Genomic DNA, 25,531 nt, shown 5'->3' with positions numbered 1-25,531 from the left:
TGGAAGGATTGTGGTGTTGTTATTTGTATTAATGTTTATTCCATATTTTTTACCAATACCCAGCCTGAGTATTTTGTTTCAGTACTGTTTTTATTGTTTTCATTCCATGAGATTGTATACCAATAAGTAGCAGAAGGGATTTTTTTGCCGTAAGCTCTTCCATCCCATGTGTAATTTCTTATTTTGTTAGCTTCATACATTTTGTTTCCATATCTGTCATACACTGTGAAAATTAGGTTTTTCTTGTAGGCAAGAACTGAATAATCGATGAAGTCATTTTTGTTATCCCCGTTTGGTGTAATGGCATTGATGAGGTTAGGAACGGTAATCTGAACTTCAATAGGTGAACAGTTATAGAAATCTTTTACGAAAACCTTTACTTCTCCTCTGACCAGACCCGTAAAAGTATTGGATGTTTGCCAATGAGTTCCGTCTAGCGAATATTGATACGATGTTTTTCCGCCTACTACATTAACCACAATCGTATTGTTATGGATATCAATGCTGGCTATTACAGGGTTGGGAGATGGTTGTACGTTAACAATCTGTGTAGTGGTACAATTTCCAGTTCTGAGTTTAACCCAATAGGTTCCTACATTTACATCTTTAATAATGGGAGTTTTAGCTCCGGTGCTCCATAGGTATTCATCAAAACCAGGGCCTGCATCCAAATCGGTTGTATTTTCTATACAGATGGTTTTGTCTTTAAGAATTGTAGATTTAATAGGTGGAAGTACCACAAGGTTAATTTTAGCAATAGCAAAACATCCGTTGGTGTCTGTTACTTTTGCGTATACGGCTTTGCTTGTTGAAGTATATAGATAAATATCAGTAATCTCGTTGGTGTCGTTAATAGCATTGGTAATGCTTGTGTAATATTTTTTAATAACCCCTGTAGCAAGTGAAGTGATATTGGCTGTTGTTAAATTAAACACGCCATTGAGTACATTGTTTTCAATAAAACAAGATTCAATAGTAGCCTCTTTTACTGTTGTTTCAGGGTAAAAAGTAAGATTGATTTTTGCTGTACCTGTACATCCGAGGGGTGTAGTTACTTTTACATAAACGGTGCCCGGTGCAGATAGATAAGTGTCTGGGTATAAAATTTCATTCGTTCCTGAATTTAAATCATTGAGTGTCTTATAGTATTTCTTTGTAACACCAATCACATCAGTTACATTGGCAGAATTTAAATTGAAAGTGGCTGTTCCTGCTTTATTGTTGTTACATTCGGTAAGTGTTTTGTCGTTGGCTTTAAAAGGAGCCAGATCCAACTGTATTTTTGCATCAGGATTATCACAAAGTATTCCGGCGTTGTCTTTAATAACAACGGTTACTGTGGTATTGGTATTAAATTCATAATTGGCAGGATTAGAGATAGGGGTGGAGCTGCCTAAAGGATAATATTTGAATGTATAATTTCCAGGATTGGCAACGAACTGAGTGTTGAAATCAGTTAAGTTTACGGTTCCGTATCCGGTAGCTGGATTAGGGCAGAAGGACTGTGTGGCTAAGTTTTTTAGAATTGATACCTTATCCGTGTATATTTTTACATTTTTAATTGAATTTCTTGCTGATGCACCTCCTGTAGATGCTGAGAAACCAAAGTATCCCTGGGTCATTGTAGCAGCTCCGCCTGAAGGCGCGAATGACTGTGAAGTAATAATGGTTCCATCCATTTTTACAGTAATAATCCAATTTGTAGGGTTGGCGGGATCGGTTTCGCTGGTTACTTCAACGTGTTTATAGGTGTCGCCTACGAAAGGTTGTGTTGTGTTGAGATCTGCGGAGTGGAATGAGCTTCCAGGTGTATTGAAAAATTCAATATTGTTAGTGTCTGTAGTGTTGGGAACTACCCCATAAGCAATGTGCACCTTACTCATTTGAGCGCTGGTTGTATTGTTGTAAATATCAAAACCAACCATAAAACCAACGGCATTTTGTGGGATTCCTAATCCTGATCCCTGTTGGCTTGTTACAGGCGGATTGGCGAGGTACCAAAAGGCAAAGCCATCACCTTTTCCAAATCCTGGAATTCCATTTCCGTTAATTCTGAAATCAAATTCCACTTTCCATTTATCACAATATTTTAAATTAATGGGGTCATTGAGTTTTATCGCTCCGGATTTGTTTCCAACATCATCAGTAAGCATAATAAAATCACCGCTTGTGGCCGCGCTGGGAACAACGGTCCATCCTGTAGTGTTGATAGGGTTTCCGGTGAGTTGATAGGTCTGGGCGAAAGATGCTCCAGATAGGGATAGTAAAAGAATTGAGAAGTAAAATAATAAAGTTTTATTCATTTCACTGGGAATTTAATTCATGGTAAATATATTAAATCCCAAGTAATAAATGGTTATTTTGTGTTAATTTTGTTAAAAAAATTAATTATTATTCAAAAAATGATATTTATTATGATAAAGTAATGAAAGTTGTACGCGTTATTTGGAATTTGTATTAATTAAATTAAAAGAGAGAGTTGTTATCCAGTCCTTCAAAATAAGAATCTATTTCCAGATCGGGTGAATTGGCAGCAGCTACTGCTAGTTTGTCGCATAGCTCATTTTCAAAGTGGCCTGCATGTCCTTTTACCCAGTGCATAGTAGGTTTATGCTGGTTATACAGTTCAATGAATTTTTTCCATAGGTCTGGGTTCTTTACATTTTTCCAGCCTCTTTTAATCCATCCAGTGATCCAATTCTGGTTAACAGCATCTGCTACGTACTTGCTGTCGGTATATACATGAATGTCATTTTCTGTAGATTTTAGCTTTTCCATAGCAGAAATTACAGCAAGAAGTTCCATTCTGTTGTTAGTGGTTTTTCGGAAGCCTTTAGAAAAAGTTTTTTGATAATTTTTTTCTGGAACACGCATAAGAATTCCATATCCTCCTTTTCCGGGATTGCCACTGCATGCGCCGTCTGTATAAATTTCGATTCTCAAATCTGCTTTATAAAATTGAATTATTTAAAACGGGAAATCGTCATCATCATCAAAATCGTTCATGGAAGATCCTGAAAGTTTTGAACTGTCCGGAAGATCAAATGCCGCTCCAGGCTGGATAGTTGTTTTGATCTTGTCAAAACCACTTGGTTCGCCGAAGTTTGATGGATAACCGCCCCCCATACCGCCGTCAAGGGCAGCTTCAATATCACCGAATTTTGCAAAATGCTTTAAGAAAGATAATCTCACATCGGCTGTAGCACCATTCCTGTGTTTTGCAATAATTAATTCGGCTTGGTTTTCTGTAGATGTTTCCTGTCCTTCATCATCATTATCCCAAACGGTGATTTTATAATATTCTGGTCTGAAAATGAAAGATACAATATCCGCATCCTGCTCAATTGCTCCGGATTCCCTTAGATCTGAAAGCTGAGGTCTTTTTCCTGGGCGTGTTTCCACGCTACGGGAAAGCTGGGAAAGGGCAATTACCGGAACATTCAATTCTTTTGCAATTGCTTTTAATGAACGGGAGATCATGGAAATTTCCTGTTCACGGTTTCCAACTCCTTTTCCGCTGCTACCAGCGGTCATCAACTGAAGGTAGTCAACCATTATTAGTCTTACGCCATGCTGCATTACCAGTCTTCGGCATTTTGCACGGAAGTCGAAAATGGATAATGATGGAGTTTCGTCAATATATAAAGGGGCATTTTCCAACTCTGATACGTTGGAGAATAGTCTTTGCCATTCTTCGTCGTCAAGAGTTCCTTTTCTTAGTTTTTCGGATGAAATTCTTGTTTCAGAAGCAATCATCCTGGTGATAAGCTGTACTGAGGCCATCTCGAGAGAGAATAAAGCCATTGGGATTTTGTGACCCACTGCAATATTTCTTGCCATCGAAAGAAGAAATGCTGTTTTTCCCATCGCCGGACGGGCAGCAATGATAATAAGGTCGGAATTCTGCCAACCTCCGGTTTCTTTATCTACATCGCGGAATCCTGAAGGAACTCCTGAAAGTCCCTGCTTGTCCTTTAAAGATTTGATAGTGTCAATTGCTTGTTTTACCAATGAGTTGGCGGTATCAAATCCTTTTTTAATCGTTCCGTTGGTAATCTCAAAGAAAGATTGTTCCGCTTTATCCAGAAGTTCAAATACATCGGTTGATTCTTTATAAGAAGAATCAATTACATTCGCGGAAACATTAATAAGACTTCTTAAAATATATTTTTCAAGAATAACACGAACGTGATATTCAATATGGGCAGATGAACTTACTCCCATAGTAAGGTCAATAATATAATGATCTCCTCCTGCCTGGCTTAGTTTGTCCTCTTTCTTAAGTTCCTGAATAATGGTCATCAAATCCACAGGATGGTTACCTTCATAGAGTTTTAAGATAGTGGAAAAAATAACCTGGTGTCTGGGATCGTAAAATACTTCCGAGGTAAGGAGATCAATGGAATGGTCAAGACCTTTTTTGTCAATCAAAAAAGTTCCGATAACAAGTCTTTCGAAGTCCACTGCATTAGGAGGCATTTTTCCATCCGCAATAGATAGCTCTTTTGCAAAGTTTCCGTGGGTAAGGGATGATAATGTTTCTTTCTGCGCCATGGTGCAAAGATAGCTTATTTAAAAAATATTTAAAAAATAGTATTCAACAAATTATTAGCAGTCTTTGTGAAAATGCGGTTAATAGTGGATTGGATGTGTTGATAAAAAAAATCACCTCAATTGAGGTGATTTTTTATGATATAATGGAGAGGTTACTCTCTGTTTTTCACAATAATCCATCCTGAAAATTTGAATGGGGTGTTTTTGCTGTTATTCTCATTCCATGTTAGAGAATACCAGTAAGTACCTGTAGGTATTTTTTTACCTGCAATGGTTCCATCCCATTTGTATCCATTAGATTTGTCAGCCTGGTGAATTTTCACACCATATCTGTCGAAGATATTCAAGGTTAGATTTTGTTTACCAGCAATAGCAGAATAATCAAGAACATCGTTTATTCCGTCTCCGTTTGGTGTAATAACATTTACAATATTAGGAACTATTGCTTCAACAATAATAGGGTCGCAATCATAAGCATCTTTTACATAGACCTTGTAATTACCTCTTGGTACATTATTAAATACATTAGAATCCTGCCATACAACATTGTCTATAGAGTATTTATAGTCAGGAGTTCCTCCTATTACATTTACTGTAATATTTGTAGTAGATACATCAATGCTGGAGATAACCGGCTGTTCAGCAGGATATACTTTTACAGTTTGAGTAGTAACACATTCTTGAACTTTGGATGTTAGTTTTACCCAGTATGTTCCTACTCCTACATCACTAATGCTTTGGGTTGTTGCTCCGGTGCTCCATTCGTATTTCTTGAATCCAGGTCCTGCATCCAGAGTGGTTTTGTCTTCCATACAGATGATTTTATCCTGAAGAATACTGGATTTTACCGGAGGAAGTACTTGAAGTGTTATTTTAGCAACAGTGAAACATCCAAGGTCATCGTATACCCTTACATATACTAAGCCATTAGGAGCCATGTAGGTTTTGTAATTTGTTATTTCATTGGTTGCATCTACTGCATCAGCCATTGAAGGGTAATATTTTTTCTTCGTACCATCGGCTGGTACTGTAATTGGAGCGTTATCAAGATTGAACATTCCCATAGAAGGATTTGCTTCCAGATGACATTCTATTATTGTAGGGTCAGGAAGTGCTTTTACCAATGGATGGAATTTTAATTTAATTTCTGTAATCGTAATACATCCAAATTCATTGGTTGCTTTTACAAAAACAGATCCTTCTGCTGAAACATATTGATAAGGATTGGTTATTTCGTTGATGACGTGATCGAGGTCATACATTGAAGGATAGTACTTTACATTAAGATTGGGTGTTATTCCTATATCAGCTGATGATAAGTCATATAATGCTGTTCCTGAGTTGTTATTACTACATGAGGTAATTTCCCCAACGGTCAGTTTGAATGATCTGTCAAAAAATCTGATGTCCCCAAATTCTCTACATTGATTTAAAAAGCTGAGGGGTTTGGTAGGGTCAGCATAAGAAATAGAATATGTATATTTTGTAGTAGTATTAACTGAAATAGGGGCCGTGATAGGGTCGTAATCACTTGCTGCATCGGCTGCGCTACGATAATATTTTATAATGAAGTTTGGGTTGTTATTTCTGATGTGATTGGATAGGGTAGCAAAGTCAAAAGTTACAGGATTGCCACAGATGTCAATGTTTCCATCATTTTTTGCACCAGGCTTTAAGAATGGGAAAGGTTGATAGATTTTTAATGAATTATTATCAAAAGGAGTAAGCAATGTTGCTGTTCCGCCAAAGCTTAATTTAAAAGGTGCAATTTCAGAGGAATAGTTGTTTAAAAGTAAATGATATACCTCTCCCGGAAGTACATCAATGTATTTTACAAATCCGATTCCACCACCGCCTTCTGTAGTGTCTGTTGCGGTCATACTAAGACCGGTAAGAGGTCTGCTTATTAGGTTGCCCATTCCCGCATAAGAACATCTTAAAGGGAGTTCTCTGATGTTGGCGCAGTCATGATTGGGTCCATATAATGCGAAATCATAATCAATGTCGTAAGCGTTGGGTCCCATAGGAGTAATAAGGAAGGTTAAGGTTCCTGCTGTTTGTATGCTGAAGGTGAACCATATAGAGTTACTCTCGCTGCTTAGACAGCCGCTTCCTTCTTTTACGCTTCCGCTCCCGTTAGGTTTTAGTGAGATTTCTGAATCACTACAGATTGGTATTGCTGTGATACAGTCCTGCTGTGCAAAAACCATTTGGGTGATGAAAATTAGAAAAATCAGTAGATATTTTTTCATTTTTGACCGATTTAAAATTGAATACTTGAAATAAATTATTTGTTTCCAGAGATAAGTTGCTTACCCCATCCAGGTATAGAGCTCAAGGTTGTGAAACCTGTTGCTGCTTTTTGGTATTGAGTTTCAGCCTCGGTCGTGTTGCCAGATTTTTCAGCTGATTTTGCTTTTAGGATTGCTAATCTTGGGTTGTTCGGATCAGAACTTTCTGCTTTTGCAATATATTTTGAAACTTCTTGCATTGCTTTTGTCGGATCATTGTAAACATTCAATTGTACGTTTTGCAACATAACGAGCCCTAAGAGAATGTTGTTTTCAGCATTGTCGGGTTGGGAAAGTTTTCCTCCGAGAGCAAATTTTTCGGCCATAATGCTTGGCTCGCTAGCTGAGGCAGGAGATTTTTTTGATAAAAGATCTGCCTTAAGATACATAGAAACAGCCGCATAGTAAAAAGCCTGCCATTTTTCAGAAGTATTAGTTTCTGTGAATTTCTTAAATAATTTGTCGTAATCACCTTCGGTATTGGTGGTGTTGAGCTGTGAAGCACTTTGTTGTAATGCTTTGTCGGTAAAAGTCTGAGCACTTGCCCAGAAACCAGTCACGAAAAAGCTTAAAATAAATAAAATTTTATTCATAAAGGGGATATTTCTAGCAAATATATGAAATTATTAATGTTTGGTGATGTATTTTGATATATATTTAAATAATGAGCGTTCTTGTTTTGTAATATTGTATTTTTATTATTGTATTATAATATATGAAGATTGTAATGGAAATATATTTGTATCTTTTGATTTTAAATAAAACGGCGAATTGTTTTAAAATAAATCAGGTATAAAATAAAAATAAGGATAGAAAGCATTCTATCCTTATTTTATGTATGTGTAATTTTAATTGATTTATGTGTTTTTAAATCAATTGATAATAAGTTTGTTAATATTGCATTTTTCTTAGCTTTGGATTAGTGCTTCCAACAATTAGAGCAATCAAAACGGTCATGCATCCGCCAAATACTACAGAGCGAACCACACCCAACACTTTCGCCATTAAGCCACTTTCAAATTGACCCATTTCATTGCTGGACATGATGAATATCGAATTCACACTCAATACACGACCTCTTATATGATCAGGTGTTTTAAGCTGTACAATAGTTCCTCGGATTACTACAGAAACACCATCAAGCATTCCGCTTAATACCAGGAACATAAATGAAAGCCAGTAAAGTTTGGATAATCCAAATCCAATGATGCAGATTCCAAATCCTGTAACAACTGCAAGCAGTATTTTTCCCTGGTTTTTTCGTAAAGGAACAATAGATAAAAGAGTAATGATGCACATAGAACCAATATCAGAAGCGGCATTCAGTAACCCAAATCCTTCTGCTCCCGAATTCAGGATGTCTGTAGCAAATACGGGGATCATTGCGACTGCACCACCAAAAAGTACTGCAAACATGTCTAGGCATAAAGCTCCCAGAATTTCCTTCGTCTTAAAAATATAGGAGATTCCCTCACGCATACTCTCCACAACATCTACGGTCTCTTTTTTATATTCTGAATATTGTTTATTGAGCTGCCAGAAAAACAGGGAAGCTATAAATATCAGCAATAAAATCACAACCAGTGTCCATTGTACTCCAATATATCCTATAAGAAGTCCGCCAATAGCGTGTCCACATACAGAAGAGATAAGGAAAGTAGCTTGGTTTAGGGTAACAGCATTCGGAAGGTTTTCCTTTTTTACAATCTTAGGAATCATAGAAGGAACAATAGGCCCGATAAAAGCTCTTGCAATCCCAGTAAAAAATATAACCCCATAGATGTAATATGTAATCTCATGTCCTGTAAAATGCATTTGTACATTAAAGAAAGCAGGAATTAAAAGCAGCCCAATCAGAAAAATATAAACGTAATTGCAGATGAGCAAGAGCCTCTTTTTTTCATTCATATCAATAACGTGGCCTGCATATAAGGCGCAGCTTACCGCAGGAATAACCTCTGAAAGGCCGATAAGTCCAATTGAAAAAGGGTCTTTTGTTAATTGATACACCCACCATCCTAATAAAGTGGCAAGCATTCTGAAGGCTAAAACAATAAAAAATCTCCCGGTAAGAAGATTTCTGAACTCAATATTTTGTAAAGTTTGTAAGGGGGTAAAGGAAATCATGAACAAAAATAGCCCTAAAAATTTATTTAGGGCTATCTGTATATTGTTTTTTAACAGATATATTAAATATATGTCAAAAGATAAAATCTATTTTAGTCTGCTCTTGAAGAACTGATTACGATAGCAGCAACTCCAGCCGCCCCAATAATCGTAGCGCCTGCTGCAATTCTTGCTTTTCTTCTGTCTTTTACCGCTGCTACATTAGACTTAGGAATAATTACTTCTGTACTGTCTTTTTTTCCAGCCGTACCTACAAGATTATCTCCAACAATATTTCTGAATAATATTTTTTGTTTCGGAGATCCGTCTCTCATGGTAACTTTGTAAACCTTTCCGGCTTCCAGATTGGAATAGTTGTTTTTTGAAATATCCTCGCTGTATTTTGTAGTAGCGCAAGACGTAATAACAAATAAAGACGTTAATAAAGACGATTTCAACAGTACAGATGCTTTCATTATTTTCGTTTAGTTTTTCAAATTTATAATTTTTTTCGAATATACGTTTTTGGAATTGAAAAAATATCTCTAAAATTTATAAATTTCTAATATATCTGCGATATTTCTGTCATTAGCCAATCTTGGAGTCTTATTTTGCCCACCTAGTTTTCCCTGAGACTTTGCATATTCATGGAAGGCATTTTTCTTCAGTTTTGTAATATGAAGCTTTTGAAGAATATTTCCGGAAATCAGATCATCATAATAAGTATTTCTGTTTCTAAGCTGTTGATCCAGCTCATTCTTGAATACTTCCATATTTTCAGGATCCTTTTCAAATTCAATCAGCCATTCATGATAAGGAAGCCCTTCGCTCGGGTTAACCTGCGGAGCCAGATGGAATTCAGTAATCTGTGCAGGATATTTCTCAAGAGTTGCTTTCAAAGCTTCCTCTACTTCAAAAGCAATTACATGTTCTCCGAAAGCAGATGTGAAATGTTTAGTTCTTCCACTTACCAGAACCCTGTAAGGATTTTTGTCAATAAATCTTACGACATCACCAATGGAGTAGGCCCATAACCCTGAATTGGTAGTTAAAATCAGAGCGTAATCTTTGTTAAGCTCAATTTCTTTTAGAGTTAATCTTCTGGCATTAGGTTTTCCGTATTCTTCCAATGGAATAAATTCATAGAAAATGCCATGGTTGGTTAGCAGTAAAAGACCTTCTTTCGTATAATCATCCTGAAAAGCAAAGAATCCTTCAGATGCAGGAAAGGTTTGAATGATATCTACTTTTCCACCCAATAAATCTTCCATTTTATCACGGTAAGGTTCGTAATTTACTCCACCTGTAACAAGAAGCTGGAGGTTAGGGAAGAGTTGTTTTATTTTTTTTCCATGTTTTTCAGTAAGTTTTTCAAAATACATGATGAGCCATGGTGGTATTCCTGAAATCAGGGTCATGTTCTGATGCTCTGTTTCTTCAACAATCTTGTCTACTTTAGCCTCCCAGTCTTCCATGATATTGGTTTCCCAGCTTGGTAATCTGTTTTTTTGAAGATAATTAGGAATATGGTGTGCTACAATGCCGGATAATCTTCCGGTTTTAATTCCGAAAACTTCCTCCAGTTCCGGGCTTCCCTGCAGAAAAATCATTTTTCCGTTAACAAAATCCGCATTGTTCTTTTTACTGATATAATGGAATAAGGCGCTTTGAGCTCCTGCAATCTGATACGGCATCCCTTCCTTAGATATGGGAATATATTTTGATCCTGATGTTGTTCCTGAAGTTTTCGCAAAATATTCAGGAGTATCTGTCCAAAGAATATTTCCCTGTCCTCTTTTTACTCTTTCAATGTAGGGCTTTAAATCTTCATAGTCGGTCACAGGAACTCTGTCCTGAAACTCTTTTACAGAACGAATGTTTTCAAAATCATGTTCCCGCCCGAAAAGTGTTTTTTGAGCTGTGGTGACAAGGGAAATCAATAGGTCCTCTTGATTTTTTTCTGCATTTTTTTTGAATTCCTCCGCCTTTTGAACATGTTTTTTTGCCCAGATAAGCGCTGCGTTTTTCTTGAAGAAGTTTAACATGGTTCAAATTTATAAATAAGTATAGAATTGTGGAACCATTTTTAGAAAGGATGGCATAAAAAAAACCGATGAAATAAATCCCATCGGCTTTTCTCGAAATTTGATTATGAAAATAACAACTATATGTTGATGTTATGCTTATTTGTTGGCTTTATACCTTTTGTCCGGAGTACCATCTTTTTTCAGATGTTTGTTGTCTTTATATCTCTTATCCGGAGTGCCGTCTTTTTTCATTTTAGCAGCAGGGGCAGGCTGAGATGGTTTTGCTTCTGCGGGTTTTGCTGTTTTTGCAACCATTGGTTTTGCAGCTTTTACTTCTGCTGGTTTAGTGGCTGCAGTCTTTACAGGGGCAGGAGCTGGATGAGTAGCGGGAGCAGTCTGCTGAGCAGTAGCAAGACCTAGTCCTAAAACTAATGACATTGCTGATAATAATTTTTTCATAGGAATACTGTTTATTTTTTGTTGAATAAAGATATACAAAAAGCAGGCTAAAAATTTTGGTTTTTTAAACTTAACTAAAGTTTATTACAGCTTAAAAAAAAATTAAAGCGGTTTTATGAAGAATAAAAAAAGCCTGTTTCCGGTTAAGGGAGCAGGCTTTTGCATAAATAAAAGGTGGTTTAACGTGTACAGTTAGCTGTCCATGTTTTGCCATCCTGGATGTATAAAATTTTCAATGTATTATTATCAATTCTGATATAAGATGTTGCGGTAGATCCTACCATTACTAAGGTGTTATCACCTTGTTTATTGAATTCTATTCCGTTTAGACTCGGAATGCTGTTGGAGAAGGTAAAATTGTACTTGGTACCACTGGCAATCTTCGTTACAAATACACTTCCGGCATCAGTACTGATGTTGGTAGAACCTCCATCTTTATAAGATACACTTCCTTTGTAGGTTCCTGCAAAGAAGTCGTTGTCTGCAGGATCATCATCCTTGCTGCACGACGAAAAAGAAAATGCTGTAAAAACTAACAGCATCAAAACTCCTAAAATTTTCATTGCTTTTTTCATAATACTACTTTTAATGTTTGGTTTATTTAAAATCCCAAACACTATGCCATGAGAAAATATTTGATTTTTTTTAACACGTAATTAAATAAATTAATAAAAATTATGATTTAAAAGGCTAAGTGATTCATTTTAAATCCAAAAGTCAGCAAGGTTTCAGCTCAAAGAAAAAAATATGCTTACCTTTGTATAGTATTAAACGGTTTCGGAAAACTCCCGAAATCGCGTTTGTCGTTTATACCATTACTATTTATGCAGTTAAAATCCATCAACGAAAAGTTCCTTCCGGATCTGATGCAAAAAGAATTCGGAAAAGAAATTTTCACCCAGTTAGAAAATAGTCAGCATATTGCCGTGAGGGGAAGTGCAGGGTCTTCAGTTTCTGTTTTTGTTGCTGAGCTTTTTTTGGTTCAGAAAAAAAATATTCTTTATGTGGTAGATGATAAGGAAGATGCATTGTACGCCAATACAGAAATGGAAGACTTGCTTGGGAAAGAAAAAGTACTTTATTTTCCAGCTACTCACCTTGAGCCCTATCAGGTAGAAAAGACACAGAATGCCAATCTTGTCTTAAGAACTGAGGTGCTGAATAAAATCAATTCCGGGAGATCTCCAAAAGTAATTGTTGCCTATGCCGGAGCTTTATCAGAAAAGGTTTTGAAGAAAGAAGACTTTAAAGCTATTTCACATCATATAAAGGTAGGAGATCAGCTTGATTTTGATTTTGTAGATGAACTGCTTAATCATTATCATTTTCAGCAGACAGATTTTGTTTCAGAACCCGGAGAGTTTTCTGTAAGAGGAGGAATTGTAGATGTATTTTCTTATTCCTATGAAAAGCCCTACAGGATTACGTTCTTTGGGAATGAGGTGGAAAGTATTAAAACGTTTGATATAGAAACTCAGCTTTCGGTAGATAAAGTGAAAGATTTTCAGTTGGTATCCAATATGAATTTTTCTGTGACAGGAAGCAGGGTTTCATTGCTTCAGCTGCTGCCTAAGGAAAGTTATGTGATTTCTAAAAATGGAGTGGTTGGAATGCAGAAGATTAAAACATTCTATGAAAAGTCTCTTGAAAAGTTTGAAACATTAAGTAAAGACATTGCTCATAGAGCTCCACAGGAACTTTTTATTTCTGATCAGGAGTTTTTATTCGATTATAAAAAATTCAAAACAGTTGACTTTGGAAATGCTGCTATTGAAGGAGTAAAGGAAATTGCTGAAATTAAAATGGAGCAGCTTCCGCAACCTTCCTTCCATAAAAACTTTGAGCTTTTGATTGAAGACATGGAAGAAAAACAGAATGATGGATTTGATACCTGGATTTCATTTTCAACGGAAAAACAGAAAGAAAGACTGGAGTCTATTTTTGAAGAACTTGAGCATGAACTTCCTTTTAAAAGTTTTAAATCTGAATTGCATGAAGGGTTTGTAGACAATGGACATAAACTATTGGTATATACGGATCATCAGATCTTTGACCGTTATCAGAGGTATAAAGCTAAAAATACCTTTGCGAAATCAGAGCAGCTTACGCTGAAAGACCTGATGAGCTTGAAGATTGGAGACTATATTGCCCATATCGATCATGGAATCGGAAAATTTATGGGATTGGTGAAGGTAAATAATGACGGAAAAATTCAGGAATGTTTTAAACTGACTTATAAAAATGGAGATTTGTTATATGTGAGTATTCATTCATTGCATAAAATCTCAAAATACAACGGTCCAGATGGAAGAGAGATTGTGTTAAGCAAACTAGGCTCACCAACCTGGAAGTCGTTAAAACAAAAAACAAAAGCTAAGGTAAAGCAGATTGCATTTGACCTTATTCAATTATATGCTCAAAGAAAAACGGCAAAAGGATTTGCTTACACACCAGATTCTTACCTGCAGAATGAACTGGAAGCAAGCTTTATTTATGAAGATACTCCGGATCAGGAAAAAGCTACTGTAGATGTTAAAAAAGATATGGAAGCGGATACGGTAATGGATCGTTTGGTTTGCGGGGATGTAGGATTTGGTAAAACCGAGGTGGCAATTCGTGCTGCATTTAAAGCTGCTACGGATGGTAAACAGGTCGCTGTATTGGTTCCTACTACCATTCTTGCATTTCAGCATTACAGAAGTTTCAAGGAAAGGCTTAAAGATTTCCCGGTAAACGTTGCCTATGTTAACAGATTCAGAACGGCCAAGCAGAAGTCTGAAACCCTTGATGCTCTGAAAAATGGAAAAGTAGATATCATTATCGGAACTCATCAGCTAGCAAGCAGCTCAGTTAAATTTAAAGATCTTGGATTATTGATTATTGATGAAGAACACAAATTCGGTGTTTCTGTAAAAGATAAGCTGAAGACCTTGAAAAGTAATGTAGATACGCTTACATTAACTGCAACTCCAATTCCAAGGACGTTACAGTTTTCACTGATGGCGGCAAGAGATTTATCAGTAATTAAAACGCCACCACCCAACAGACAACCGGTAGATACACAATTGGTGGGATTCAATGAAGAGTTACTTCGTGATGCTATTTCTTACGAAATTCAGAGAGATGGGCAGGTGTATTTTATCAATAACAGAATTGAAAACCTTAAAGATATTGCAGGGCTTATTCAACGTCTGGTTCCTGATGCAAGGGTAATTACCGGGCATGGACAGATGGAGGGTAAGCAATTAGAGAAGAATGTTCTGGATTTTATGGAAGGCAAGTATGATGTACTTGTTTCTACCACTATTGTTGAAAGTGGAGTGGATGTTCCAAATGCCAATACGATTTTTATCAACGATGCTCAAAGATTTGGAATGGCAGATCTTCATCAAATGAGGGGAAGGGTAGGACGAAGTAACAGGAAGGCTTTCTGTTATCTGATTACTCCGCCTTATGATATGATGACTGCTGATGCCAGAAAACGTCTAGAGGCTATTGAACAGTTTTCTGATCTGGGAAGCGGTTTCCAGATTGCGATGAAAGATCTTGAAATTCGTGGTGCTGGAGATTTATTGGGAGCAGAGCAGAGTGGTTTCATTAATGAGATGGGGTTTGAAACTTATCAGAAACTAATGCAGGAGGCTCTTGAAGAATTAAAAGATGATGCTGATTTTGAAAAACTATTTGACAATGAAGAAGATAGGCAGAAGCTTTTCAAATCTGTAAAAGATGTGAATATTGATACCGATCTGGAACTGATGTTGCCGGACTTCTATATTTCTAATACAGAAGAAAGATTACTATTGTATCAAAAATTAGCAGAAATTAATAACGAAAAAGATCTTCATCAGTTTGAGCTGGAGTTGATAGATAGATTCGGAGCATTACCAAAAGAAGCCGTGAATTTATTGAAAAGTGTTTCTTTAAAATGGCTGGCTGCCGATATAGGTTTTGAGAAGATTGTAATGAAAAATGGAGTGTTCTTAGGTTATTTTCCGGGCAATCCTCAGGATAAATTCTATCAGACAGACAGATTCCGACATATCATTAATTATTTAACCAGAAATCCTACTGAGGCTCAGCTTAAAGAGAAATCCGGTAAGGAAGGGAATCAGTTGATGATGAGAAAAGAAAGGGTGAAAAATGTAGATGAGGTTAACATCTTACTAAAAGCTATCATTGAACATAATTAAAAAATAGCACTCAAAAATTACCAAATTTTCTATAAACACTACTAAACCATATAAAAAGGATGAATTTTTATATGGTTTTTTTGTGATTGTTGTCATGTTTTTTGACCGGAATACTCCTGCTCAGGAGAATTAACGCCCTTTTAATGGAGCTAAAGTCACTTTTTAATGAGAAAATACCATTAGATAAACCTCGGAGTAGAGGCGCTTTAAAGTACTATACAATTTTATTTTAAATTTTTTAAGGGATGGATGTAGAAATAATTCTACTTTTTTATATAAAAAATTCTATCGTGTAATGTGTTTATTTCTATAGGTTTAAGTGTTATAACTGGAATTTTTTCGATTCGTAATTTGTACCTTTGCAGTCCTTATTATGAAAAAAATTATATTTAGTTGTGTAGTTGGATTGCTATCTCTCTATGCTAACGCACAGGTGGGAATAGGAACCACTAAGCCAAAATCGACGCTCGATGTAAACGGTAAAACCACTTTAAGAAAAGAACTTAGAGTAGGTGGAACTTCCTCTCAGGTAGGAAATGCAGGACTAAACGGACAGGTTTTAGTTTCTCAGGGAGAAGGTAAAGCTCCTGTTTGGAAATCATTAACTCTTACTTTTATGGAAGAAGGTCAGTATAAACTGATCAATTCATATTTATCATCAGACCAAGTAGGAATTACAGCCCTTTCCAACAGTGTCCAGGGAGACGGTGTTGCTAGGAATAGTGTTGGAGATGCTATTGATGACACTTCGAAAGGTAAATGGGTGAAAATTGATGGCCTTAAAAATACCTTTATCATAAAAAATGGTAAAAACAGACTTACTTATCAATTTCAGACTGGAATTGAAATGAAAGCTCCGCAATCTACTACTTCAGAAAACATCCGCTTTGCATGCGGTGTTTTTAGAAATGATAGGCTGGTAGCAGTGCGTCCTGATAGAGTTGCTTCCACTAATAATAACGGGAAAGCAGGGATACAGGATTATATTTTTACTCTTAATTATACAGAACTTAATGTTCCGGTTGGAGTACAGAATCTTGAAATTGCATGCAGAAAGATCAGTACTTCAAATGTGAATTCTCAGTTTGCTATAGGTCGTGACGTTCAAAGTTCTAATGGAGCATCCAATGCATTTACATTAGAGTCTAACATGAAGATCGATGTGATTGAGTATGTAACTTATAAATCCAATTAAAAGAACTGATGAAAAATATATTATCGACTTTATTTCTTGCCTCGGGATTGATGCTTTCTGCTCAGGTGGGTATTAATACTGATACTCCAAAAGCCAAACTGGATGTAAACGGAGATTTGAACCTTAGAGATAAAATTGCTGTACTTGATGCTACAGATAACAGCCTTTCTCAGGGAAATAATGACCAGTTGCTGGTTTCTCAAGGTGAGGGATATGCTCCTATCTGGAAAACCCTTCGCATTCCGGAATATGAACCGAATAAATTTTATTTGATCTTTAATAACTCCTTTTCAGACAAAGTTGGGGTTGATTTTACGAATAATGAACAACCTCCAGTAACAAGTACTGGTAAAGCGGCAGCTTTTACAAAGGGAGCTGATTTTTCTAACCTTACTGCATTTAAAAAAATTAATGGTTTGTCACAGAAAATCCAGGTTTTTAGTACTGAGAGTAAAGCATATTTTCAGTTTGAAACTGTAGTGCAGGCCAATTTTTCGTCTAATGGAACCCCTGATACCTCAATAGATTATGCCTGTGGTATTTTTGTAGATGATAAACTGATCAGTTTGAGACAGAATAACCTTAAGGCGAGTAGTGCTCAGTTTACTTTTATTACCCATAATCAAATTGGAATGGTAACAAACCTTTCTAAAGGAGAGCATACCGTGAGTGTAGGATGCTCAAGACTTACATCGTATGGAGATGCTCCTAACAGAAAGCTGGCTATAGGGACAAATACAAGTACCAATCTTAATAGCTTTATTGCTCAATCGTCTTTGAAAGTAGATGTATATGAAGTTCCACAAGTGTTTAACACGATTATAAAGTAAAACCAACTATGAAAAAAATATTTTTTGTTCAATTTTTATTGATTATCGGGCTTATTGAAGCTCAGGTCGGTATTAACACTCCGAATCCTGTTAATAAATTAGATGTAAATGGAGATATCAATGTTAGAAGGGAACTAAGAACTAATGGTACAGATCTGTTGAACGGATCAGCAGGTAATAGTGGAGAGATCTTTCATAACAATTCGGCAATGACAGCCAATGACTGGAAAAATATTAAAATAGCTGATGGACAAGGAAGTATGTCTCTGTTTTCTATTAATACTGTTGCAGATCAAACAGGAGTTGCATTTTATAGTAATGGGAATCCAGTGCCATATAATGAAAATGATGATTTAACAAGTAGCTGGACTGTGATCCCCCAAGCTGTGGATACATTCAATGTAACCAATGCTATTAACAAAGTGACATTTTCGTTTCAAACCACTGCTCAAAAGGCAAATAACGGTACATCATCTGCAGGTTTTGCCTGTGGTGTTTTTATAGATAATAAACTTAAGGCAGTGAGAGCTGATGTATTGCAAGGAGATAGTGGGGCTTATAAGATCTTTAATCTTAATGCAACACTTGAGAATCTTATCCAAAAAAACAAATATTCGGTTAAAGTGGCCTGTACAAACAGGACTTTGAATGGTAATGCACTTGGAATAGGAACAGCGGTAGATACAGCATCCCTTAATGGGGATATGGCACAGTCTGTTTTAACAACATCTGTATTACAGCCGTATTAATTTACATACTCATATAATAATTAAGAATCTAAAAACGTTATGTTTTTAGATTTTTTTATTTTTTGACTCTATTCTTTGTGAATTTGTCGATTGAAATAGTCTGTGTTGTATAAAATTGAATTATATTTGAACAAATTAAAAATATATGGTAAAAAACTATTTTCTTAATGTGCTTGCCGGTATTAATCCATTTAGATTGCTGGTTTCACTTCATACAATACAAGACTATCGAAACCCACATCCAATGGTGAGGGCAGGTCTCAGAATCTGAGTTTTACCTATTAATAATTGTAGGGAAACTATTATTGTTAATCTTATCAGAATATAAATAATGATATAATTTTTATGCAAAAAAAAATTATATTTGTGAAAAAATAATCAATTACCAGGAAATGAAACAAATTTTCTATTTTATCTTATTAATTGCAGGGTTTTCTTCAATACATTCCTGCAAAAATTTACTGGATGAAGACGGGAATCCTCTTTTGGATCTTAATAATACAGGCGGACTGAGTGGCCCAAGAGCTTTATATAAAGAAATTACGGACAAAACTACTCTGGCAGAATATCAATACAGCGGATTGCTTGTGAATAGAGTGATCACAGATAGTGCTTCTATTACGGATATTATGTACAGTGGTGACAGAATCAGCCAAATTAACTTCAGAGGTTTTCTTGATCTTAATGGAAACGGAAAACTGGATAAAGACAGTATATCTTATGATAGACAGTTCAATTATGGAAACAACAGCAGACTACAGTCTATTTCTGAGACCCGTTCTGTTTTCAGAAGACCACCGCCGGTTCCACCTTCCACTAAGCCTGGGCCTCAAACCTTATTCGCTTCAGAAAAGTACATTCATACATTAACCTATAATGCAGGTACTTCAAAATTAGAGTCTATTGTTACAATAAAAGGTGCAGAGACTATAGGAGGTCCCATTAATTATACAGAATATTCAAAATCAGAGTTTACTTATGTGGGAGATAATGTGTCTAAAGTACTTAATGTTTCAGGACCGGTAACATCCAATAATCCAATTGTGTATGGTGCTCCTACTGAAAAATATGGCTATGAGTATTATGCTTACGATCAGCAGATCAGCCCGTTCACTTTATTACCGCAGGTATATAAAATCTCAAGGCTGTTGGCTACTAAAAGCAGTATTAAAGAGAGTTTAATTCTATCTCCAAATAGTCCTAAGAGATGGTCGGTAACAGATCTTACGGTAAATATTCCACAACCTATCGTAATGAGTACAAATTATGTATATGATCTACAGACTTACATGACAAAAGGCTACGGTATAAACTATATTTATAAACCTCAATAGAATAGTTTTTTCAACAATATTTAAACTCAATCTTCCTAAGGTTGAGTTTTTTATTTTTTATCCCTTAATTTTGCAAAAAATTTCTGATGAAATATTTAATCGTTGGGCTTGGAAACAAAGGCTCAGAATATGAAAATACACGACACAATATAGGCTTTAAAGTGGCTGAAAAAATAGCTGAAAAATTAGAAGTATCATTTAATACTGCTAATTTCGGCTGGATGGCAGAAGGAAAGTATAAAGGCAGAAAAGTTTTTGTTCTTAAACCGGATACCTATATGAATTTATCCGGGAATGCCGTGAGATACTGGATGCAGAAAGAAAATATTCCTTTGGAAAATGTACTGATTGTAACAGATGACCTGGCATTGCCTTTCGGAACTCTGAGATTGAAAGGTAAAGGTTCGGATGCGGGTCACAATGGGCTTAAGAATATCAATGAAGTATTACAGACTCAGAACTACGCAAGGCTTCGTTTTGGAATTTCAGCAGATTTTTCTGCGGGGCGTCAGGTAGATTATGTATTAGGAACATGGAATGAAGAAGAAACTGAAAAACTTACAGAAAGAATAGACACTTTTTCAAAAGCCAGTCTTTCCTTTGTGTTTGCGGGAATCAGCAATACAATGTCCGGATTTAACGGTAAATAGTTCGCTGTTTTTCTTTTTAGCTTTCTAAGAATACAATAAATAAAGGCCATCGGATTTCCGATGGCCTTCTGTTATGCATTTAAATTAATTTCCAATCAATTGATCTGAGCTATGTTATATACTTTATTAGTAAGTAGCTAAATAGGACTCTTGATTATTCTATAACCAGTTTACTGCGCCTGTTTCAACATCGTAGTTAGCACCAACAATCTTAATTTTTCCTTCTTCTTCAAGTCTTTTAAGTGTTGAGCTTTGTTTACGAATGTCTTCTATAGCACTTTTTACATTCTGGTGATTAAGTCTTTCTAAAAGAGAACTGTTTTTTGATGAACGTTCTTCATTTTCTTCAATGATGTCATTGATAATTGGGTTAAAATGATTGATCAGGTGGTTCAGGTTGTCCATTCCCATTCCTTCAATCTGTGCTGCATCAAGACCTCCTTTCAGAGCTCCACATTTAGTGTGTCCTAAGACCACAATCAGTTTAGAACCTGCCACATTACAGCCAAATTCCATAGAACCTAAAATGTCCTGATTTACAAAATTACCAGCAATTCTGATACTGAAAACGTCACCCAATCCCTGGTCGAAAATCAATTCTGCAGAAGTACGGCTGTCTATACAGCTTAAAACCACTGCAAAAGGCCATTGTCCTTCGCGGGTTGCATTTACCTGCTCAAGAAGGTCTCTGTTGGCTTTAAGATTATTAACGAACCTTTGGTTTCCTTCCTTTAAAAATTCTAATGCTTTTTCAGGAGTAATGGTAGACTGAGTTTCGTATGTATGTGCTTTCATATAATGTTAGTTGTTTGTTGAATTGTTAAGTTTAAAATAAAATGGGTTTGAGCTTACATAGCTCTTTTGTGAGTAATCAAAATGTGAGAATCTTCACTTCTTTCATAATCTTTGTATGAGGTTTTAAAACCTAGAAGTTCTACATTGATATCTTCTTCTTTTGCGCGGATGTTAGCAAAATCCTGGATCATTTCCAGTACATCTGTCGCGATATATGAAGTTTCTCTTGCGTCAATAATTACAGTAGAGTTAGATTTAATGTTTTTCAATGTTTTTTTGATGGCTGCTTTATTTAAGAATGAAACTTCTTCAGCCAGTTTGATCTTGATTCCATCTGCATCATCCAGCTTTTCTCTGCTCAGATAATAAGCTCTTTTCATATTTCCCTGAAGGATATAGAATACAGAAATTGCAAGACCAATTCCAACCCCTTTTAACAGGTCTGTTGCTACAACCGCTACAACTGTTGCCACAAATGGTACAAACTGGAATTTTCCAAGATGCCAGAAATGTTTGAAAGTGGCAGGTTTTGCCAGTTTATATCCTACAAGGATTAAAACAGCAGCAAGAGTTGCCAATGGGATCAGATTCAAAATAAAAGGAATAGTAAGTACACACACCAATAGAAGTACACCGTGAATCATCGCTGATGATTTAGAAGTAGCTCCTGCATTGGCATTGGCAGAACTTCTCACTACTACGGAAGTCATAGGAAGTCCACCGATAAATGAACTGATTAAGTTTCCTATTCCCTGTGCTTTAAGCTCAAGATTAGTATCTGTAATTCTTCTTTGCTTATCTAATCTGTCCGAAGCTTCAATACAAAGTAATGTTTCAATAGAAGCTACAATGGCAATAGTTGCTCCTACAATCCATACTTTAGGATTGGTAAAACCTCCAAAGTCCGGCATGGTAATAAGATTCTTAAAATCATCCAGTGATTTCGGAACCGGTAATGATACTAAGTGTTCTGTTCCAATAGCTAAAGAGCTGCCTGATAATTTAAATAATTCATTTAATAATATTCCGGCAACTACCGCTACTAAAGCTCCAGGAAGCATTTTCATTCTTTTAAGAGTTGGAAATTTATCCCATGCAATAAGAATACCTACGGAGACTAGTGTTACAAGAATAGCTCCGGGGTGAATAGCTCCGAAAAGTTCTGTAAAATAATTAAAATTCAATCCGTTGCTAAACAAAGATTGGTTTCCTTCGTAATCCTTATCAAATCCCAATGCGTGAGGAATTTGTTTTAAGATAATAATGATACCAATAGCTGCAAGCATTCCCTCAATTACATTATTGGGAAAATAATTGGAAATACTACCAGCTCTCACAAAGCCTAGGATCAATTGAATTAAACCAGCAATGATTCCGGCACATAAGAACAGTTCAAATGCTCCAAGGTCCGTAATTGCGGTTAATACAATAGCGGTAAGACCTGCAGCAGGCCCGGAAACCGATATGTTTGAATTACTAAGAAATCCTACAACAAGACCACCTACAATTCCGGAAATAACTCCAGACAATGGTGGTGCTCCAGATGCAAGAGCGATTCCTAAACACAATGGAAGTGCTACTAAGAATACAACGAGCCCGGAAGGGAAATTCTCCTTGATTCCTCCTAATAATGATGTTTTTTTCATGATATTTTTGAAAATATTATAACCGATTGATTTATTATTAAATAATCAATTATAAAAGATTGGAAAATTAATTTTAAAGCATAAACAGCTTATCCATTACCTGAAAAGGCATGAATAACTATAAAAAAATCTAACTACTACTTTAAAATTAAGCTTCCGGAGGCGGAGAAAATATACTAAGTAAAGGAGATAGATGAAAGGAATCATCTACCAGTACAAAAGACATAGACTGAGGTGCAGGCTCAGAAAACTTCAGATAGTCGAAAACATCTAAAGGTTTTGGAAGTGTCTTTTCGTAAACAATAAAAGAGGATGGGTGAGAGTGTGGTTCTTCTTCATTTACTATTATATTCGTTCTCAGAATATCCCAGCCTGCCACCGCAGCAATGCTTGGCAGCGCTGTAAAATTCAGAAAAAACGTTAATACAATAATACTCCAGAATTTCATTTCACATTCTTTTTTAGAAAAACTATTTCGTTTTTCTGCTCATTACCCAATCTGAACCAGTAAGGTTGTAAATCTTTTGGATGTCTTTTAAGGTTTTCTCAAAATCAATCTCAAGATCAATAATTTTACCTGTTCTAAGGTCAAATACCCAGCCATGTACAACAGGTTGTTCTTCTAAAATATACCTTTCCTGTACGCAGGCCATTTTGATGACGTTGATACATTGTTCCTGAACATTCAGTTCAACCAATCTATCATAACGCTTATCTTCATCTTCGATAGAATCAAGTTCTGCCTGGTGCAATCTGTAAACATCACGAATATTTCTCAACCAAGGATTCAATAATCCTAAATCCTGAGGAGTCATCGCTGCTTTTACACCGCCACAGTTATAATGTCCACATACGATAATGTGTTTTACCTTAAGATGTTCTACAGCATATTGAATAACTGCGGTGGAACTCATATCTAAAGTATTCACAACATTTGCGATGTTTCTGTGAACAAAAACTTCTCCTGGTTTTGCTCCCATCAGTTCTTCCGCTGTAGCTCTACTGTCTGAACATCCTATATAAAGATAGTCCGGGTGTTGAGTTTTTGCCAGCTCTTTGAAGAAGTTTGGATCTGCTGAAACCTTAGATTCTACCCATTTCTTATTGTTCTCAAAAATAACTTCGTACGATTGTGACATAATTTTAAATTTTAAAAGGTTTATAATTATTTATTTCGTTTAAATTATTTTCGAAATCAATAGATCGAATCAATAATTATGCAAAAATATACTTTTTGCAGAAAATCTATCCACTTTTAACAAAGTTTAATATTAAAATATGCTTAAAATCATGTCTAATATTCCGATATACTTTGCCTTAGCGTGAATAAGTGTTCTTCAATAATCCAAACGTTTAAAAACTAATATAAAATTACAAAGTATAAATCATAAAATAGAATCTGAAGATTAAAATATTTTTAAATTTTTTAAATTTTCAAAGAAACTGGATATAACAATTGAAAATAAATAGTCATTTACTGTGGAAAAATGAATAAATTCAGACCCTGATTTTAACCCTATAATGCTAATGGCAGATTTTGATCTGGGAATATTGTATTGGGCAGGGATTTTTATCGCCTGTTTTTCATCTTTGCTGATATTGGGAAAGCAGAAAAAGAAAACACAGGATTTTCTTTTAGCCATCTGGTTTTTGATAATCGGTGTTCATCTTGTTTTTTTCATATTATTACGTTCAGAAGGATATTTAAAATACCCTTATCTCCTCGGATACGAAATTCTTTTACCCTTTATTCATGGGCCAATGCTGTATTTGTATATTTTATATATAACGGGAAGGAATCCGGGTAAAAAGGACTGGCTATTGAATTGGGTTCCTGTTCTGATTATTTATCTGATCCTGTTTCGGTTTCTGATGCTGTCTCCTCAAGATAGAATGATGGTTTATCAAAACAAAGGAAGAGGATATGAAGTATTGAGCGATGTTATTAAAGTTTTAATGAATCTTTCAGGAGTATTGTATGTATCGCTGAGTCTTTTTGCGATCAAAAAGTACAAGCAGAAAATTTCCAGTCAATATTCCAATACTGAAAAGATTAACCTGAACTGGTCATATTATCTTATTACGGGAATTGCATTGATATGGATGGCCGTTATCATAAGAAATGATATTCTTATTTTTTCAATGGTGGTTCTGTTTATTCTGGTAGCTGCTTATTTTGGCATCAGCCGTGTTGGTATTTTGGATTTGCCTGTTGCTGAAAAAGTCGATGAAAAAGCAGTTGGAAATGAATTTGTAAAGTATCAGAAAAACTTTCCTGGAGATAATGCTATACAGACTGTTTATGAAAAACTGATAGCGAGAATGGCGCAAGAAAAACTGTATAAAGATCCTGACCTTAATCTGAATTATGTGGCGCAATTGCTGGATGTTCATCCAAATATATTATCTCAGGTAATTAATTCAGTGGAGAACAAAAATTTTTATGACTATATCAACCGTCAGCGGGTTGAAGAGTTTAAAAGAATAGCAAGCCTTCCTGAAAATCATAAATACACGATTCTGTCATTAGCCTTTGAAAGTGGTTTCAATTCAAAGACATCTTTTAACCGGAATTTTAAGAAATACATGAATTGTTCTCCCAGAGAGTTTCTAAAAAGCAAAAATCTCACTCTGGAATCGTAAGTGTCAGATAATAAGTAATATAATATTGGTTTCATCTTTCATTTTGGAACAGTTGAGTC

Annotated in this window: 21 protein-coding genes; 7 read left to right on the top strand and 14 right to left on the bottom strand. The window is 35.7% G+C overall.

The window, feature by feature from the left end:
* Positions 1-35: 35 nt before the first annotated feature.
* The 10 genes from BLS98_RS06785 to BLS98_RS06740 form a co-directional block, all read right to left on the bottom strand.
* Positions 36-2,303, bottom strand: coding sequence for a T9SS type B sorting domain-containing protein (locus BLS98_RS06785; RefSeq protein WP_089734872.1), 2,268 nt, complete (start codon positions 2,301-2,303; stop codon positions 36-38).
* Positions 2,304-2,466: 163 nt separating this feature from the next.
* Positions 2,467-2,943 carry a ribonuclease HI gene (rnhA, locus tag BLS98_RS06780; protein WP_089734870.1) on the bottom strand — a complete coding sequence of 159 codons (477 nt, stop codon included), beginning with the start codon at positions 2,941-2,943 and terminating at the stop codon, positions 2,467-2,469.
* Between the two features lie 24 nt (positions 2,944-2,967).
* Positions 2,968-4,554: a replicative DNA helicase gene (gene dnaB / locus BLS98_RS06775; RefSeq protein ID WP_089734868.1), complete on the bottom strand. Its 1,587-nt coding sequence runs from the start codon at positions 4,552-4,554 to the stop codon at positions 2,968-2,970.
* A 152-nt stretch (positions 4,555-4,706) separates the two neighbouring features.
* Positions 4,707-6,806 (bottom strand): T9SS type B sorting domain-containing protein, encoded by a 2,100-nt coding sequence (locus BLS98_RS06770; protein ID WP_089734867.1) that lies wholly within the window; start codon positions 6,804-6,806, stop codon positions 4,707-4,709.
* Between the two features lie 35 nt (positions 6,807-6,841).
* The gene (locus BLS98_RS06765; RefSeq protein WP_089734864.1) at positions 6,842-7,438 is read right to left on the bottom strand and encodes a tetratricopeptide repeat protein; all 597 of its coding nucleotides are present in this window, start codon (positions 7,436-7,438) and stop codon (positions 6,842-6,844) included.
* A gap of 298 nt (positions 7,439-7,736) precedes the next feature.
* On the bottom strand, positions 7,737-8,972 hold the full coding sequence (locus BLS98_RS06760) for an MFS transporter (RefSeq protein ID WP_089734862.1): 1,236 nt from the start codon (positions 8,970-8,972) through the stop codon (positions 7,737-7,739).
* A 92-nt stretch (positions 8,973-9,064) separates the two neighbouring features.
* Positions 9,065-9,427, bottom strand: coding sequence for a hypothetical protein (locus tag BLS98_RS06755; protein ID WP_089734860.1), 363 nt, complete (start codon positions 9,425-9,427; stop codon positions 9,065-9,067).
* Between the two features lie 69 nt (positions 9,428-9,496).
* On the bottom strand, positions 9,497-10,996 hold the full coding sequence (locus BLS98_RS06750; RefSeq protein ID WP_089734858.1) for a GH3 auxin-responsive promoter family protein: 1,500 nt from the start codon (positions 10,994-10,996) through the stop codon (positions 9,497-9,499).
* Positions 10,997-11,134: 138 nt separating this feature from the next.
* A complete protein-coding gene (locus BLS98_RS06745; protein ID WP_089734856.1) occupies positions 11,135-11,437 on the bottom strand; it encodes a hypothetical protein in 303 nt (100 codons plus the stop codon).
* Positions 11,438-11,616: 179 nt separating this feature from the next.
* Positions 11,617-12,012, bottom strand: a complete 396-nt coding sequence (locus BLS98_RS06740; RefSeq protein WP_089734854.1) for a hypothetical protein — start codon at positions 12,010-12,012, stop codon at positions 11,617-11,619.
* 249 nt (positions 12,013-12,261) lie between these two features.
* On the opposite strand from BLS98_RS06740, the gene mfd reads away from it, so the two are divergent.
* The 6 genes from mfd to pth all read left to right on the top strand — a co-directional run bounded on the left by mfd (position 12,262) and on the right by pth (position 20,388).
* The gene (gene mfd / locus BLS98_RS06735; protein ID WP_089734852.1) at positions 12,262-15,630 is read left to right on the top strand and encodes a transcription-repair coupling factor; all 3,369 of its coding nucleotides are present in this window, start codon (positions 12,262-12,264) and stop codon (positions 15,628-15,630) included.
* Between the two features lie 373 nt (positions 15,631-16,003).
* Entirely contained in the window at positions 16,004-16,825 is an 822-nt protein-coding gene (locus BLS98_RS06730) for a hypothetical protein (RefSeq protein WP_089734850.1), read from the top strand.
* Between the two features lie 8 nt (positions 16,826-16,833).
* Positions 16,834-17,655 (top strand): hypothetical protein, encoded by an 822-nt coding sequence (locus tag BLS98_RS06725; protein ID WP_089734849.1) that lies wholly within the window; start codon positions 16,834-16,836, stop codon positions 17,653-17,655.
* An 8-nt stretch (positions 17,656-17,663) separates the two neighbouring features.
* Complete coding sequence (locus BLS98_RS06720) at positions 17,664-18,404, top strand: hypothetical protein (protein ID WP_089734847.1); 741 nt, start codon at positions 17,664-17,666, stop codon at positions 18,402-18,404.
* A 392-nt stretch (positions 18,405-18,796) separates the two neighbouring features.
* Positions 18,797-19,738, top strand: coding sequence for a hypothetical protein (locus tag BLS98_RS06715; protein ID WP_089734845.1), 942 nt, complete (start codon positions 18,797-18,799; stop codon positions 19,736-19,738).
* 86 nt (positions 19,739-19,824) lie between these two features.
* Entirely contained in the window at positions 19,825-20,388 is a 564-nt protein-coding gene (pth, locus tag BLS98_RS06710) for an aminoacyl-tRNA hydrolase (protein WP_089734843.1), read from the top strand.
* Between the two features lie 159 nt (positions 20,389-20,547).
* Here the strand turns inward: pth and BLS98_RS06705 are convergent, their stop codons facing one another.
* The 4 genes from BLS98_RS06705 to BLS98_RS06690 all read right to left on the bottom strand — a co-directional run bounded on the left by BLS98_RS06705 (position 20,548) and on the right by BLS98_RS06690 (position 23,968).
* Entirely contained in the window at positions 20,548-21,183 is a 636-nt protein-coding gene (locus BLS98_RS06705; protein WP_089734841.1) for a carbonic anhydrase family protein, read from the bottom strand.
* Positions 21,184-21,236: 53 nt separating this feature from the next.
* Positions 21,237-22,829 carry a SulP family inorganic anion transporter gene (locus BLS98_RS06700; protein WP_089734839.1) on the bottom strand — a complete coding sequence of 531 codons (1,593 nt, stop codon included), beginning with the start codon at positions 22,827-22,829 and terminating at the stop codon, positions 21,237-21,239.
* A 148-nt stretch (positions 22,830-22,977) separates the two neighbouring features.
* Entirely contained in the window at positions 22,978-23,277 is a 300-nt protein-coding gene (locus tag BLS98_RS06695; protein WP_045491478.1) for a hypothetical protein, read from the bottom strand.
* Positions 23,278-23,299: 22 nt separating this feature from the next.
* Positions 23,300-23,968: a carbonic anhydrase gene (locus BLS98_RS06690; RefSeq protein ID WP_089734837.1), complete on the bottom strand. Its 669-nt coding sequence runs from the start codon at positions 23,966-23,968 to the stop codon at positions 23,300-23,302.
* A gap of 388 nt (positions 23,969-24,356) precedes the next feature.
* Here BLS98_RS06690 and BLS98_RS06685 point away from each other — a divergent pair, with 388 nt between their 5' ends.
* Positions 24,357-25,472, top strand: a complete 1,116-nt coding sequence (locus BLS98_RS06685) for a helix-turn-helix domain-containing protein (protein ID WP_228425467.1) — start codon at positions 24,357-24,359, stop codon at positions 25,470-25,472.
* The last annotated feature ends 59 nt before the right edge of the window (positions 25,473-25,531 follow it).

It is taken from the genome of Chryseobacterium jejuense, from assembly GCF_900100075.1.
GTDB lineage: Bacteria > Bacteroidota > Bacteroidia > Flavobacteriales > Weeksellaceae > Chryseobacterium > Chryseobacterium jejuense.
This window is presented reverse-complemented; position numbering and strand designations above follow the sequence as displayed.